Origin of the sequence: Nocardia coffeae (assembly GCF_019890715.1) — a bacterium.
GTDB lineage: Bacteria > Actinomycetota > Actinomycetes > Mycobacteriales > Mycobacteriaceae > Nocardia > Nocardia jiangxiensis.
The window spans coordinates 78,467-94,911 of sequence record NZ_JAINZY010000017.1; the positions used below are offsets into that span (position 1 = coordinate 78,467).

Consider the following 16,445-nt stretch of genomic DNA (forward strand, 5'->3'; position numbering starts at 1 on the left):
CCAATGACGGACATCCCTGCAGCAGACGAACTCGTCGCCGACGACGTCGGCGATGCGGCGCCGAACTGGCGGACCATGACCTATGAGGTGTTCAACCCCGACCACAGCGTCGGCGTCGCCTGCGGTCGGGACGGTGAGATCGTCGGCCTGCACATCACCGACGACGCCCGCGACAACGGGGATACCTGGCTCTGCTCGGAGATCGTCCGGCTCGCCCGGCTAGCGCACCAGAAGTCGCGGGTCGGCCTGCGGGCGGAGATGGAGTTCAACGGCACCCGCCCCTACACCATCGACTCGTTCGACCTGCCCACCGAATCCACCTACCGCGCAATGGAAAACGCCGAATTCGGCGCTACATCCTGATCCGCGACCCCAGACAGGACACGGTATGTCCGACGATCTCGATATCGATCCCGGCGAGGCCATCGCCACCTCCGGTCGGCACCATCACGCGTTCACCTCGTTCACCCGGCAGGTCTCCGCGATCGCCGCCGATTTCACGGTCAGCGGCAGTGGTCTGTCGCCGCTGGACCGGCGGTTGCTCGCGGTACCGGCCGAGATTCGCGAATGGTTCGAGAACGCAACCGGTTCCGCGAACGGCGGCAGTGATGTCGGGCACCGGCACACCGTCCGCCACAGCAACAACATCGCCGCCGCGGATGCTTCGGGGGGCGCGCAGGTGGACGGCTAGGGCCGGTCTTCGGATGGATGCGGAGCACGACAGCCCGTACTGGAACGCGATCGTCGGTGAGAACTGGCCGGCGATCTCGCCGGGTGACTGGGGAAACTTGGAGATGGCGGCGCGTAACGGGGCTGCCGCGCTGGATCCGGCCGAAGCCGAGCGGGCGCGGCGTGCCTTCGACGACGCGGTGCCCAGCAGTGTGGGGCTGCAGCCGGTGAAGGACCACATGCTGGCCCAGAAGAACACCCTGGACCGCTTCGTCGATGCCCTGGTGGCCGCGGCCGACACCTTCCGCGACATCTCCGATATCGTCTACCGCACCCGTCATCGGATCCACGACATCGTCGAGCAGGCCACCGGCGATATTCGTGAGGTGATCGCCGAGTCGTCCGGCGATGAGAAGGCCGATCCCGAGACCGAACGCGAGCGGATTTCCGCGATCATCCGCAACGCCCGGGACGAGGTCGCCAGGGTGATGGCGGGCGCACTGAATTCCGTGGGCCCGCAGGGACTACCGGAGCTGCAAGTATTGGCCGGACTGCTGGGGCAGCGGGATCCCTGGGCCACCGCGCACCCCCGGTACAGCGGCGGTTCGGACACCGGAGCCGGACCTCGCGGTTCGGGAGCAGGGCACAGATTCGACAACGGGACCGACAGGTTCCGGATACCACCGAACGGACTTCCCTCGTCGGTCCCGGCGCTGCAGGAACTGCAGAGGTTCCTGGGGCGGTTCGGGCTGCAGGCACCCGTGTCGATCCTGCCGGGGCAGGCAGGGCAGCAGCCCGATGTCACGGCGGACGGTCCGGCGCAGGCGAACCCGACCGAGGCGCCGCCGGCGACGTCGGCGCCCGCCTACGGAGATGGCGGTGTCCCGGCAGAGTCGTTCGCGCCGCCGCCGGTGTCGGCCGGGACCGGGCAGTCGTTCGGCGGATCGGATGCCCCGCCGATTGCGGACTCGGGGGACACGTACACGAATACTGCCGCGCCGGAGTCTGTTTCGGAGTCGCCCGGCGATCCCGGCGGCTACCACACCGACGACGCGGCACCGGTGGGGACCACGCGATCGGATGCTGTTTCGTCCGGGCCGCACGAGGGAACCGAGACAAGCCCGGACGAAACGTCCGTCGTTGCGGCGGGTCCGATGGGGCTCGGTGTCATCGGCGCGGTGTCGCAGGCGTCGTTGGGGTCGTCGACGGTCGTCTCATCGACGTCTGTGGCCGCCTCGCCCACGACAGCGGGGCATGCGAGTGCGGGCACACCGGATACCCAGGGTTCGGCGAGCACCAGAGCTGCTGGGGCTCCTAGGATTTCGGCGACGCCGAGCGGACCGCCACCGGTCGCCACCACGCCGGGAGCCGCGTCGGGCGGTCCGGTGCAGGGCGCCGCCCCCTCGGGTGTCACGGCAGCGCAGGCCAAGGGGCAGGCCCCGGCTCGTCACGGCTCCCAGGCCGCCGCCGATTCCGAAACCGACAAGGACACCGGCGATTCCACCGACGACCAGGGCAGCAACCACATCGTGCGGGACGCGGTGGGCGCCGCGATGCTCGCCGCGGCCGCGCCGACCTTCATCCTGGGCGAGCGGGTCGACGGTGATCTGGTGTTGGCCCGATCCCTGCTGTCCAGCCTGCTGACGGTGACCGAGTCCGTCACCATGGGGCTGGACTGCGCGGTCTCGTTGATGCGGCACCCCGGTGGGGTCGCCGCGTTCGTGACCACTACGGAGGGACGCGGATGGCTGCCCGCGGGAGTGTTCCTCCCGCGTGAGGTGTCGACACCGTGGGTGTGGTCCGCCGCGGACGGTTCTGCCTGGGAGGGGATCTCCGATCCGGCCCGTGTGCTGGCGGAGTTCGCCCTGGCCTGGGGCGCTAAGACCGGCGCCCGGCTGTCCGCACTGGTCTCGTCGCAGCCGATCGACGGCGAGTTGCATCGTCAACTGTCCGGCGTACCCGTGCAAGGCTCGGTGTCCGCGGCGCCGACCATGGATTTCTCTTGTCCGGCACCGGGTTTGGCCGACCGATTGGAGCTGGTGGGTGCACCGCATCTACTGGAACGGGTGAGCGCGGTGCCGACCGAGGGAATCGCCGGTCGCTGTCTCGAGCTCGCGGTCGACGCGCATCTGCGTGTCGCGAGGTCAGGTTCGGGCGCCGCCTCGTCGCTGGGGACCGCGGCCCTACGCGAACGCATACTGCAGGCGAGTCGGCAAGGCCGGGCCGTGCCGGACGAATGGTGGGCCGAACTACGCGATGCCGACGATCTGACGACCGCCTCGATGCTGTCGCTGCGGGCGGATGTTTCACGAGTTCCCTTGGGGGAGTTGCGATCCGAATCGGTGGATGGGCAGTCCGCGTCGGCACTGTGCGCGATGCTCTTCGAGCGTCGCTGCGATGAACTGGTGTTGTTGTCGGCGGCGGAACCGAGCCGTCAACTCCTGCGCGATGTGGTCTACGCGCACGGACAGTTGCTCGACCACCCCCGATTCGCCTCGATTCCCGCCACCGCGCAGGAGGCTGTCGTCCGGCGTCGGCCGACCATCACCGCGGGCCCGGAAAGATAGCGATTCGTTTGCCGCACATCGGATCTCAACGCATTGATGGGCTGGGGCGACTGTATACGACTCCGTTATCGTCGCGCTCCCGACTGTGGGAATAGTAGATACTCGAATGTGACGGAGAACGACGAGCGAGAATGCGGTGCTGCCCAGTGAGCTCAACCGCTACCAAAAAGGATGACCGAACTGTCGACTTGGACAGTCACTGCCCGCCTGCGGCTTCGCCGGGGCTGAGGGATCTCATCGACACCGCGCAAGAGGCTATCCAGACCTCGATCGACCTGCTGGGTTCCGGACGGGGTGGAGAAGCGCCGGACCTCGTGAAGCTGTTGAACGACAAGCAAATCGCACAGGTCAAGGATGGCAAGGCCAAGATGGTCGACAATTATTCGACCAAAATGAGCGATCTCGACAAGATAAAGTCCGATATCCACAAGCAGGACTCCGGCGTGAACACCTCCGCACGTGAGACCGGCGATATCTCGTCGGACACCTGGTCGGATATCACCAAGGCGATCGAACAGCTCACCGGGACATTGGATTCCGCCCACGACTGGGAACCCCCCAAGGGGAGCAAGTACCTTTCCGCTGCCCGAGAGGCGCCGCTGACCAAGGCCGTGCTGACCGCGGTGATCTCCGTCCACGACGCTGTCCAGCTCGCCGCCGATCAGGTCCAGTCGCAGGCCGATAAGATCGGCGGCTCCCAGACGCCGTACGTTCCTTCCTCCTACACCGGCGGGGGCGGCGGATCCGGCAGTTACGTACCTGTCGACGGGTCGGGCGGCTACAACAGCAAATACACTCAGCCGGTGAGTAGTTCGGGCGGTAGGGTCCCGCACCAGCGCCTTGACAAGTCGCAGCTCGAGGAATACATCGGCAAGGCGTTGGATGCCCTCGGCATCACGGATCCGACCGCGCGTGCGAATTGGACCAAAGGCTATCTGACATTGATCGAGCGCGAGTCGGGCGGCGATGTCGGATCGATCAATCTCACCGACTCGAATGCGGCCGCCGGGCATCCCTCCCAGGGGCTCACTCAGACCATTCCCAGCACATTCGAGGCCTATCACGTCGCCGGGACATCCAATTCCATCACCGACCCGACCGCCAACATCGCATCCAGTATGAATTACGTGATGAATCGATATCACGTGTCGCGAGACGGCGCGAACCTCACCAGTAATGTCCAGCAGGCTGATGCCGGCCGGCCCGCGATGGGCTACTGATTCCGAGACGTCGATCAGACGCCCAGCCTCCGCGCGGTCCGGGCGGCGAGTTCCGCGGTGGTGTCGGCTCGTAGCTCCGGGAAGCCGCGGGACAGCACGTCGTGTACCGGAAAGACACCGTTCGCCGGGGCGAATCGCCATACCTTGGACGATTCGGACCACTCTGCGATGGCAGACAGTGAATTCGGCCCGACTCGGACGATGAACCTCTTGTACGACACGCCCCGCGGCGGTCGGCTCTCGTAGTGGCGGACTATATCTCGCACGAGTTCCGGGGGCTCGTACTCCACGGGAGTCCGGCCGGACGCCAGTGGATACAGCGTGCCCATGGGACTGTGCGGATCCAGTGCGTGGTCCTCACCGGCCCGGAATGCCTCGGGTCCGGCCTCACCCGTATTCACCGAGCCGTCGGTTGCGGACATGGCGTACCCCGACAAGGCATCGGGTCCTTCGCCCAGCCAGGCGAGAATTGATGAGGAGCTCGCATCGGGCTCGCTCGGCATGTGATGGGTGATATAGGTTTCGAGCAGCTTCGGCATCACCATATGTGAATAGGGTGCGACATTTTCGAGGGCGTGGCCCCCTTCGTGCATGATGGTGCTGTGGTGCACGCGCAGCTGCGCACCGCGAGGTTTGTATCCTGTGGCGACATGCCATTCGACTCGTTCCTGAAATTCTCGCGGCGAGTCGACGCGGCTGCCGTTGTACTTGACGACACTGAATGGCTTGTCCGCTCGGTCCACGTGCTTGGACGTTTTCGCGTTGGCTGTCGGATCGGGCATCTGGTCGGGATCGAGGATATGCAGTCTCCGGATCGCGATACCGGGATACCTGGTGTAGAGGTCATCGATGCCCCGGGCGATCTCGCGCAGCGCTTCGGGATCGGCGCCCTCTCGATCGAAACCGGTGACCGCCTCCATAGCCCATTTCTCCTTCAGCTCCTCGGCGACACGGAGCGGGTCCACTCCCTCCCAGGCGAGCGGCGGCGTTCCGGTCGGTTCCGCAGGTCTCGGCGCCCATGGGGGCGTGTTGTGGCTCGGGCGACGGATGCGTGAGGAGTCTGCGCTGTTCAGAGCGAACTCGTGTTCGATCATCGGTGCGTCACGCCCGCTATGGATGGTGATTCGCAGCAATGCCGGGGCCGTATCGTCGCTGACGTATGCCTCCCACTTCACATACGTGTGGGGCGGTGGCTGGGTGCGGGTGAATATCAGCGCGGCCGACTCGACGATGTCGTCGGTGCCGGGGTATCGGCCGAGCATCGAGGCCAGTACTCGGCGCAAGGCGGGGCCCAGCGCGTCGAGGTCGGCGCTCGGTGCGGGCATGACGGCCAGCAGTTGTTCACCGGACGTCGCGCTCTCGTCAGCGAGAGCCAGATATGTCGCGGCGCTTCGCTCGCCGGACTGGGTGATCTCCACTCCGCGGATTTCGCCCGCGCCGATTTCGCGTAGCAGCGGTGACCCGCCCGACAATTCGGCCAATGCGGGCTTCATCGCGTCGACGGTGCCGCTGAAGGGGAATTGTCCCGTAATCGCCGGGCCGGCCGCCTCCGTGGCCGTCGTGTGGTTCTCGGCTGGCGCCACGTCGACCTGTCCATCGAAATCGTGTGCGAGCCAAGGGAATGCCATCGCGGGCCCGGCGGCCAGCAGACGCAGGTCCTGCCAGGACGTATCGCTCGGATCGGCCGCGATTCGGGCGAGGATCTCGGCATAGGCCGCGCGAGCCCGTCGTGCGATGCGGCCCTGCTCGACGGGGGCGAGCGCGCTGTCGCGTCGACTCGCCAACTCGGTGGCGGCTTCGGGTTCCGCGGCCCACGCACCGCTCGCGGTGCGGTGATTGCGGAAATAGACCTCGCCGTCGACGCCGAGCACGCGCACCGCGGCGATCCGTACCGCCGAGTCGTCCGATTCGAGTTGCCCGACGGTCGCGGCCGACCCCGGGACGGCGTCGTCGTGCGCCTGTGCCGGGGTCAGGACCTTCCGATTTCCGGAGAGTCGACCTTCCACATAACGCAGGACGGTTCGGTGTTTGGAGACGTGCGGCTGCACCGCGATGACGTCCAACTCCGCGGTGTAGGAAGCGCCGGTGAAGCGTGCGAGAGTCGCGCCGACCCCTTGTCCGTTGGTCAGCGTCTGCTCGAGCAGGACGTTGCACCCCAGGGCGATCGCGCGGTCGATGGCCATTTGCTGCCACCGCCACGCAGCGTCCATGAGCAGGCCGGTGGCAGTGTCGTCGAGGGCCATCAATTCGGCGTAGCGCGGATGGAAGTGCAGGAAGGTGTCGATCGTGCCGATGTAGACCACGCCGCCGCGCTGCGCGAATTCCGAGAGGATCAACGGCAATACAGTCGACTTGCCCGCGCCGGGCTGACCGCCGAGCACCCGCACTACCGGATGCGCCAAGCCGACCTGAAATTCCTGGCCGTCAACGACTCTCACACCGCGTCTACCCGGAACCTTCTTCCCGAGAACGGCATCGGCCACCGACTCGTCGAAGGTGTGCTGCAACTCGGTCTCGGACAGTTCATACCGCTCGGCGGCAAGGGCATCGGTGTCCGGGGCACTGTCGTCGGAGCTGTGCGGTACTGCTATCGCCGTGCTCACCAGTCCGCTGGCCCAACGGGAATCCTCTTTCGCGGTCTGGGCGCGCACGATGGTGCCCGCCACCGGCGGTGCTTCCCGCGTGGCGGCCGATGCTGCGGCCAAGTCGTGGAATGCGGGTCCGACTGTGCGGAAAGTAGTGACGACCGCGGCTGCTGCCGGGTCCATCTCGCCCATTGCGACGGCGTTGTATAGCAACCATGCCGCAGTTGTCGTGAAGTGAGTCTGCAACAGAGCCAGCCGCTCGTGGGTGACCTTTGTTTCGGGCATCTGGACATACGTCAGGAAGTCCTCCAGACGTCCGACCACTTCGGTCAGCTTCCAGTAGCGGTCGTCGGCGGCTGTGGGCTGGTCCGCGTCGTTTCGGCTCATTGCGTCTGCGTCGAGCCCGGCCTGCACCATTTTCTGGGTGGCGGCCTCCCACACCCGATACAACCGAGTGTGGTCGATCCCGTCGAGCAGACCGGTAGCGGCGGCCTGCACAGGTGTACCGGTCGGAGCGGCTTTCAGCTGTTTCTCGATGCCGCTGAGTCGACCGTCCGCATCTCGCAGGGCGTCCTCGGCCGGATGTACCAAGGCGTAGTCCACCAAGTGCGCGAAATCCAACAGCAACTCGAACCGCGCCGGGGCGACCGGCGGGTGCGTGCCCGTCTGCACTGCCAGCAGTTCGTTCAGCACGGTGAAGGGTTGTTCCAGCTCGGGGAGGGTCACCGCAGCATGGATCGGGTCGGCCGCGGTCCTCGCGCATTGCGCCGCAACCGCATCCCGTATGGCCCGCAGGTTGTCCAGATCCACGGGCGATGCCACCGGAATCGGCGGTGGCACTGCGGCCGGGCTGTCGGCGGGGCGGCCGACGTGCAGCCGGGGCGAGACGTGGCCGCGGGGGACCGCATCGGGGAGTTCGGCCGACAGGTTGTCGTGGTCGAATGCGAGGACGAATGCTCGGACCACTCGTCGTGGGTCGCCGCGCGGGATCGTATGACCGGTATCGGCTTTGATCAGGAATCCGTGTGCGCCGACCTTTCGTCGACTGCCGTCGGGCAGGGTCACCGTGACCTGATCTTCGGGGGCGAATTCGACGACCACCGCCACCTGTTGCGCGTGTGGTTGCGCGTCGGGATCCTCGGGGTGCAGCTGTTTGTCGACCCAGTCGATGATTTCGTCGACGGAGTGATCGGCGTCCGGATCGAGCGGGATTTCCTGGAATGCGTTGGGCCTGCCGTCTTCCTGGTGCGGCATCCGGTCTTCGAGGCCGTTGCGGCCGACCAGCGGCATGCCCGCCGGACCGATCTCGGCGGGTTCCGCTTCGCGGACGGGCACACCGGCGGCCTTCAGATCCTGGAGCATCACCACCGCACACTGGTTTTCCTGGACGCCTGCCGTGTCGACGACGGGGGCCGGGTGTTGTGCGGGGGCCGGTGTCGTGTGGCCGGATACTCCTTGCGACGGAACCGCTTTCGTTCCATCCGGGGTGGTTCCCGGCTGCGGTCCACGTCTCCCGACGGACCCTTCCCGGGGTTGTTCCAGCCGCGGATCCGCGGGCGCGGCATCGGCGCCGCGCGTTGTGGAGGCGGGGGAAACCTTGGGCCGCCACGCACCGCGCGGATAGCCGAGTTGCTCGGCGTACGCGTACGTGGCCGAATACATCTTTGCCGGTGTCGCGAACGCGGAATTGTCGATGATCGGCACGTCGACCATCCGCAGACCGTGCAGAGTCTCGGGGAGCGAATGGTGCTCCGGCATAACGAAGCCGATTACCGCGCCGGCGAAGGCAGCCCTGGACACACCCGTCGGGGCGATCCAGTCGAAGCGAGCCATGAACCGGGCGGAGGTGCCGGAAACTGCCCCCGTCAGCGGAAAACCTTGCTCGACCGCTGTTTCCAGGAACCAGGGATCGTCCCGGTTGAACCGGAACAACGCTGTTCCCGGCCGCCAGGGCAGCTCCACCGCGTAGCGGTCAGGATCGAGTTGCAATGCTGTCGCGGCATTGATCAATCCCTCGTCGTGGAACACCAACACGCCGCTCACCTCGGCGTTTCCCGCTGCATCTCGCACTCGTCGATCTCGGTTGTGCTCGTCGTACTTATACAGCGGCAGGACATAGCGCACGGTCGGGTCCTGGGCTTGTAGTTCTGCCTCCAGCGCTGCCACGTCGACGTTGCCCCGACTACTGTCGCGTGGCAGATTCTCTAGTTCCTCGTTGGTCAGTCGATCCTTGCGTAGTTTGCGTAGCTCGTTGATGGCAGCCAACTCCTGAGGCGACAGCGGCTTGCCGATTCTCGTGAAGTCGTCGACCGTCAGATGTTTGCGCAGCATCTCGCCGTAGGGCTTGAGGCCGCCGTCCGCGGGGGATTTCTCACGGAACGTCGCGGCATCATCTCTCTGGTTGTATTGGGTAAGAGAGTCGGCCGCCTCCGGCCCCGGTACGACCGCGTGCTCGACCGCTCGAACATCGTGTTCGGTGATCGGCCTGCCGGGCTGGTGGGTCCGGATGTGCTCCAGGATGTTCGCCCGTAGCCTTCCCAGCGCGGCAACGTCGAGATGTAATCTGCGTGCCGTTGCCTCCCAGACCGCGTCCGGCTGGTTCAGCAGATTGGCGATCCCCTCGTCCAGGGTCGTGCCCGCAGCATGATCGGTTTCCAGGTTGCGGCGCAGGGCGTTGAGGATCGCCGCCATCAGTTCGCGCGTATTTCCGTTGGCCCGCAACTCATCCAGCGATACGGACCGCGGCACCATGCCGCCCTCCATCTGATTCCCGTACGCGTAGAAGGCGTCGTCGATCTGCTCCGGGGTGGCGTCGGGATGTAGTCCGGTCAATACCTCGTGCAGCCGGTTCAACACTCCGATCGCCGCTTCCCGGCTCTGCGGGAGCTGGTAGAAGAATTTTCCCAACTCGACGTCGTGGGGCATGCGCAGCTGACGCCAGCCCACACCGTCCGGCAGGTCGGTGACCGCGTTCAGTGCCGCGAGCCGTTCTCGTTCGCGCCGCTTGTCGACCGCGATCTTGACCATTTCCGGTGTCGGCTTCGAGCTGGGCTTCGCCGCCGCGTTCCCCGGACCGGCGGTGGCGCTCCACGGTGTGACGCCGGGGGATCGGGTGTTCGTCGACGCGGTCGGGACGGACGCGGGCAGGTCGACCGCGACCCACACCTCCTTACCGCCGACCCGTGCCAAGCTCACCCCCCATTCGGTGACCAGTGCCTCGACCGTCGCCAGACCACGGCCGTGCAGGCCGAACCCGAGTTCATCGCCCTCGAGATCGCCTGCGGCCGCGGCCACCTGGGCGGCGGCCTCGAAATTGGCTTCCGGCGGCCGCGTGGGTAGGTCGCGGCTGGTGTCGCTGACTCCGGCGACGAGCACATCGCCCGTCCTGCGCAGCCGAAGCCGAGCCGGTCCGCCCCGGGCATGGCGACCGGCGTTCTGGAGAAACTCCGAGATCGCGAAGTTCACACTCTCGATCTGGTCATCCGGCCAGCCGTTGCGCTCCGCGAGTTCGGTGATCATGTCCCGGACCACGCCGACCACGGGCTCCACCAGGCGTGCGGAGATGGTCGTCTCCAGGTCGGGTACGGATGTATCCAGTGACGGATCCTCGGGGCCGACGCTCTCGAAGAATCTGAACCACACGGTTCTTCCGGCCTCGGGACGTATCGTGAAGCCCCACGTCCCGGCCTGCTCATCCATCAATTCGACAGCCGGCCAGCCGGTTTCGTTCTCCCCGGGACGGACCGGAAGGCCCGTGTGCGGATCGGTGACTTCGACGGTGAGCCACCGATTGCCCGGTTCGCCCTGGATTCTCGCCGCGACGGGCTGCCGGGTTCCGGTCTGGCGCACCAATTGCCGGGCGATCGCGACGGCCGTATCGGACTGTTCCGCGTCGGGCCAGTCGGCCAGGACCTCACGAACCGGCTCGATGGCGGTCTCCGCCGCCGGATCTCTCCTCGCGCTGTCGAGGTCGTTCGACGGCGAGGTGCCCGACGAGGATTCCGGCGGCGGGGACGCCGAAGCCCGGGGCTGGGCGGGGGCCTGCGGCGGCTGCTTCTTGCGACGCTTACCGCCCTCGGGCGCTGCTGATGCCCAGGGGACCGGGCGGATCGGCACCACCGGTCCGGGCGGTGGTGGCGCCAGCTGCCAGGGCGAGATCCGCTCCGGCCCGGGTATCGCGCTCGGGTCGGAGATCCGGCCGGGATCAGGGTCGTCGGGATTCAGCCGTGGCGGGGCCGGATCCTGGGGTGCGTCACGGGCATTCGGGTCCCTCGGCGTGGTGATGTGGTCGGGAATGAGCTGCTCCGCGGGAGGTTTCTCGGGGAGAGCGGGCAGATGGGTGGGCGGCGCCGAATCGTAGCGCGTGGGAGGGGTGAATTCGGCCGGTCGGGTGTTCGCGTCCCGGGTCTGCTCGGGGCCCTGTCCGGGACCGGGCAGGGTTCCCGGAATCTGGAGACCCGGAAGCTCGGTCGGCCGATCCTCCGAGGTCCAGGGCAGGTGCGGCACAGTGGGAATCGTCTCGCGTGCCGATTCCGGTTCCGGCGCGCCCGAGACGCCGGGGACCACCACATAGTCCCCTTGGTCGAAGGTGATTTCCGTGGGTGCGTCCTTGGGCATCGGGAGTTCCGGTGCGCCCTCGATCGCAGGGTTCGGGATATATCCGGGCACCCGGGTGATGATCTCGTCGCCCTCGGGGATCGTGAATTCCACCGGCGGTGCATCGGGAACCTCGTCGCTGCTGGGCTGATCGGCCGTGAGACCGGCCGCGTCGACCGCGCCTCGCATTCCGGCGCTGAAGTCCGGATGGGGCGCGGCGGTGTCGGAACTTGCGGTCGGTGCCGGCGAATTCTGTTGTACGGCAGGAATTTCGGCATCGGCCGTGGGCTTCGGGGTGACGGACGGGGCTGCGCTGGCCTCGTCGGTGTGGTGCGCCGATGGCGTGACGTCCGGATAGGTCGTCGCCGAGTTCTGTTGTGCGACAGGTTCGGGTGTGTCGGGTGCGGGGTGCCCTGGCGGCGTTGTCGTCTCGGCGGTGGTGGTCGAGGACGGGGTCTCGGGCGGTGCGGGGTTGTCGACGGGGGTGTCCGTGCGAGCCGATGCGGGCGGCGTCTCCGTAATCGAATTTTCCTGTGCCACAGGAGATTCACTGTCGAACTGGGCGGCGAGACCGCGGAATTCGTTGTCGAAGTCGAGGTCGAGCAGGGAGTCCGTGTCGTCGGTCGGGGGACGTTCGAGGGTGGCCGCACCGCCCGGCGTGCGATGTCCCATATCGGATTCCGGCATATCGATGCCGGGACGTGCCTGCGATTTCAGTCCGGAGTCCGGATCCAGCGGGACTTCGGGTACCTGGCTGCCGTCCGCGGCTGCTTCGAATCGGATCACGTGGGTACTGGCAGCGTCCAGTTCGTCGAGCCAGTGTCCGACCGCGTCGTCGACCTTCGTGGTCATTTCCAGGACGGGTTGCCCGTGCTCGTCGAGGAGCGTCTCGACGACCTGATCACCGGATATCTTGCGGGCCACATCGCCGACCCGCTCGTGGATCTCGATGTGACCCTCGGCATTTCGCGTCACCACGACCGCATGGGCGCCGGCGTCGTCGAACTGCACACCCATGACGCCGGTCCCGCCGTTGCGCCGCACCTCGTCCACGAACGCCTTCGGCGACTCGACGCCACCCGGCCGCCATCCGGCACGCATCGTGTTCGCGAGATCGTGGCCGCCGACCCCCGCGGTGGTGGCGCGCTGCGCGAGCGCGGACAGATCACTCATCCGATGCCCGGTCAGGGCCTGCGCGGTCTCCGCCGCATAGGGGGCGCACTGAAGACGCGGAGCCGAGCCGTTGTCGTCCATCGGCACGAATGATCCGCCGCCCTCGCCGTCTGCGGGCGTGATCCCCGGCTCGCTCGGACCACCGTTGACGGGGGGTGAATGATCCTGTGAGACAGTCTGTTCCGGTGCGGCTGTCGCACCCCGCGGGTCGCCCGAATCCGCAGCGTGCGCCGCCGGGGCCTCGGGTGCGGTCGTCTCTCCCGGGCGCTGGTCGAATCCGCCGTCCGGCGCGTGGCCGGGTGGGGCGCTGCCGTTGTCGACGGAATGCTGTGCCGGGTGGACCGGTCCCACCGCCGGGACGTCTCGTTGCCCGGTGGGGGCCTGTCCATCGAGGGCCCGTGCGGGCTCGGCAGTCGGGTGTCCGACGGCCGAGCCCGCCGGATTACTGTGTCCGACAGCGGAATTGGTCAGCGCGGGCGGCCGAGCGGTTTCGGGGGCCGCGACCGCGTGCTGCAGTGGGTGTCCACCTCCGGGGATCGCCCAGCCGCCGTCGTGTCCCGCCGGGGATCCGCCCCCTCGCCACGGCGGCGACGAGGTCGGCGTCGGCGCGCGTGCCGAACCCGGTGGGGAGCCGGGCTGTTTCCCATCGGACCCCGTTCCGCCGCCGTTCGGCCCTTCACCGGATTCACCCTCACCGAGAACTCTGGCCTCGGCCTCGCGGCCCCAGGACATCAATTCCGGTGGGAGACCGTCGCCGCCTTCTGCGGGGGCATGCCCCAGGACCTCTGCCTCGATCTCGTGCCCCATGGCCGCCCATTCCGGAGAGATGCCCATCGCCTCCGGAGTCAGGCCCTCCGGTCGGGCCATCTGGCCGTCTCGAGGCGGGGTCACCGCGGTTTTCCCGGTCGGGGGGGCACCGTCGGACGCCGGGAGCCCGGGTCGCCCCGCACCGGCTGTGGGATCGACCACCGATGGTTCGGCCGAGGCGGTACCGCCCACCGGTGGTTTCGCGGCGGCGGTGCCGATCACCGACGGCTTCGCCGAGGCTGCCCCCACCCCGGCTCGCACTCCGGCGCCGACGGCGCCGGCGACCCCCGCGCCGATCCCGGCGATCGCCATATCGGCCAGATTCCTGCCCTGGATCTTCCCGCCGCTCAACACCGTCGCGGTGGTTCCACCGGCGATGCCGCCCGCGGCGCCACCCAGGCCACCGGCGACGATCGTGCCCACGATGTGCCAGAGGACCTGCACCGCCTTCGACGCGGACTGGGCGCCGATCGCACTCACCAGCGGCACGACGAACCGCCCCACCATGGCGCCCGCCGCACCACCGGCGCCACCCGCGGCCATCGCCACCGCGGCGGACTTCACGTCGATCGACTTACGGTGCCCCTGGGCGATCTGCACGGCCTGCGCACCCAGATTGACCCCGCCGCTGATCACGATGCCCACGGCGGCGCCGCGCGCGACGAGCGCCAGGAACGGGTGCTCCACGGCGAACCGTCTCGCCTGCTGCGCCAGCCATTTCAGCAGATTCCGCCAGGCGAATTTCATGGTCGCCTCGGCCGCGAGCCGATCGGCGACGGTCTTGGCGGCGTTCATCATCGCCAGGTCGATCGTGATCTGCACCAGCAGTGCGGCCGCGGTGCCGAGTACCACGTACTGCTCGAACTCGAGCGAGTTCGCGGCCTCGTACAATTGCCGAGCCCGGTTGTCGCAGTTGGTGATCTGCGCCTTCGTGTCCTCGAGCTGGGTTTGCAACTGCTTGCGTATCGCATCTCCGGTGTCGCCCCGGATGGCGGTGGCCGCATGACCGGCCAGCACCGTCTCGAGCCGCTGTACGGTTTCGGCCAGGCGGTGTGCCTGCGCCACCCAGGCATCGGCGGTACGCCGCATGGCGTCGGTATCGGCCAGCGGCAGGTGCCCGGCCACCAGATCCACCAGCCAGGTGGGGAAGCCCTGCGGAATATGCACGCTCACCGCGTGTTCGACCGCTCTCGCGCATGCTCGACCACCAGGCGGTGCAGGACCCTCGCCGGTTCACCGGCGTTCGCACCGCGCAGTTCGACCTCGGCGAAGGCCGAGACCAGCGCGGCTCGCGGTTGGAAGCGGTCGTCGTCGAACGCGCGACTGCTCAGTTGCGACCGCCAGCGGCGATAGCTGCCCAGGACGCCGGACAGCGTCTCGTTTCCGTTCCATCCACCGCTGATTCGCTGATATTCGGCGATCAGCGACCGTTGCGCCAGCCGCCGCGGTTCGGCGCCCGCGGCCGCCTCCAGCACCCTGCCGAGGTCGGCGACGATCGTCGAATACATCGGCCGCTGTTCGAATTCCGGCATCGGCTCGCCCGAATGTGTTGTGGTGCGGATGTTTTCGGCAAGTATTCGAGGTTCGGTCAGCGCTTTTCGATCGAGCAGGATCCAGGGCCCGGCCCGCGCCTCGTCCCGCTCGGTGCGGGCCTTGTCGCGCACCACGCGAGAGACCGTGTTCTCGCCGAGATCGGTGATCTCGATACCGGCGAGCTCGAGGAACGGATACTTCCCGAGGATGGCGTCGAGGGCTGCCGCCATGTCGCGCATCGTCTTGTCGGTGAGGGGAACCGTGTCGAACCCGGCGAGGCGCAGATCGTGCCGGTCGGCAAGCGCTCGAGCGGTCGCCAGGGCCGCCGCGTCGGCGGGGGCGCCCGCAACCGTCACGCGCTTCGGCTTGCCCGGCTTGCGATCTCGGTCGCGGTCCGCCTTCCTCGGAGTCGGCCCGGGGGCGTGTCGCGGCGGAAAGACCCGTCCCGGAGAGGAACTGGCGGGCGCCGACGGCGACCACGGCGTTCCCGAGGCGTTGCGCGTGGGGGATCCCTCGGCGGCAGTGCCGGACCAGGGGGTCTCCGCGGACTTGCCGAAGCCCGTCGAACGACCCCCGGCTTGCGGTGTCGCCGCGGGCGGTGCGCCCGAGACTGCTTGTGGCGCAGGTTGTCCGGCTGTCCGTGGCGCGGGGTTGCCGGGTGCGGGAGAGTCGGCCGCCGGTGTGGCGAGCTCCGGGGAGTCGCCACCGGGATCGACGGGGTTCGGTTGCGGCTCGGCGGTGGTACTCGGGCTGTAATCCGGCGCGGAGACCGGAAGCCCGGCCGTGCCGGGCAATCGAGCCGGACCCGCCGACGACCTCGCGGGGGTGGACGATCCGGCGACTTCGTCCGAGTTCGGTACGGATTCGTTCGCGGGGTTCGAGGTGAGCGCAGCGGCCGCGGGCTGCTGCTGTACCGGCTGGTCGTACGACGGCCCGGCTTCCGGGGTCGGGCCGAAACTGTTCTGCCCCAAGGTGCGAAGCTGTTGTCCGCCGTCCTGGTCCTGGTTGTGGATCGTATCGGTGGCTTCGGTGATGCCCTTGCTCACCGAACGAAGGTTGTCGACCAGGTGCTGGAGCCCGGTCAAGCCCTTCTTCGCAACCGGCGTGTAGCTGTCGCCGAATGTTCGGCCGGGTTCGTCGTTCCCCCAGCAATCACCCTCGCGGTCCAGGGTGTCGTGTAACCGGGTCAGATCCTGCTGTGCGTCCTCGGCGATGGCGGCCAGTTCGCTCGCGAGCGTATGCGCCAGATCGGTGTCGATCTGTAACGACTCACCCATACGCGACGCCCTTCGAAC

The 16,445-nt window shown here is 67.7% G+C and carries 6 protein-coding genes; 4 read left to right on the plus strand and 2 right to left on the minus strand.

Annotated elements, in window-relative coordinates; genetic code table 11:
- Positions 1-3 precede the first annotated feature (3 nt).
- The 4 genes from K7711_RS40165 (at position 4) to K7711_RS40180 (ending at position 4,456) form a co-directional block, all read left to right on the plus strand.
- Entirely contained in the window at positions 4-363 is a 360-nt protein-coding gene (locus K7711_RS40165) for a hypothetical protein (protein WP_222976959.1), read from the plus strand.
- A gap of 25 nt (positions 364-388) precedes the next feature.
- The gene (locus K7711_RS40170) at positions 389-691 is read left to right on the plus strand and encodes a hypothetical protein (RefSeq protein WP_222976961.1); all 303 of its coding nucleotides are present in this window, start codon (positions 389-391) and stop codon (positions 689-691) included.
- 13 nt (positions 692-704) lie between these two features.
- Positions 705-3,236, plus strand: coding sequence for a hypothetical protein (locus K7711_RS40175; protein WP_222976963.1), 2,532 nt, complete (start codon positions 705-707; stop codon positions 3,234-3,236).
- A 146-nt stretch (positions 3,237-3,382) separates the two neighbouring features.
- Complete coding sequence (locus tag K7711_RS40180) at positions 3,383-4,456, plus strand: transglycosylase SLT domain-containing protein (RefSeq protein ID WP_308015168.1); 1,074 nt, start codon at positions 3,383-3,385, stop codon at positions 4,454-4,456.
- 14 nt (positions 4,457-4,470) lie between these two features.
- Here K7711_RS40180 and K7711_RS49140 read toward each other — a convergent pair whose 3' ends face one another.
- Both K7711_RS49140 and K7711_RS40190 read right to left on the minus strand, forming a co-directional pair.
- Entirely contained in the window at positions 4,471-14,790 is a 10,320-nt protein-coding gene (locus tag K7711_RS49140) for a zeta toxin family protein (protein ID WP_222976968.1), read from the minus strand.
- Positions 14,787-16,427, minus strand: coding sequence for a hypothetical protein (locus K7711_RS40190; RefSeq protein WP_222976970.1), 1,641 nt, complete (start codon positions 16,425-16,427; stop codon positions 14,787-14,789). The genes K7711_RS49140 and K7711_RS40190 overlap by 4 nt, the downstream gene beginning before the upstream one ends.
- Between the last annotated feature and the right edge of the window lie 18 nt (positions 16,428-16,445).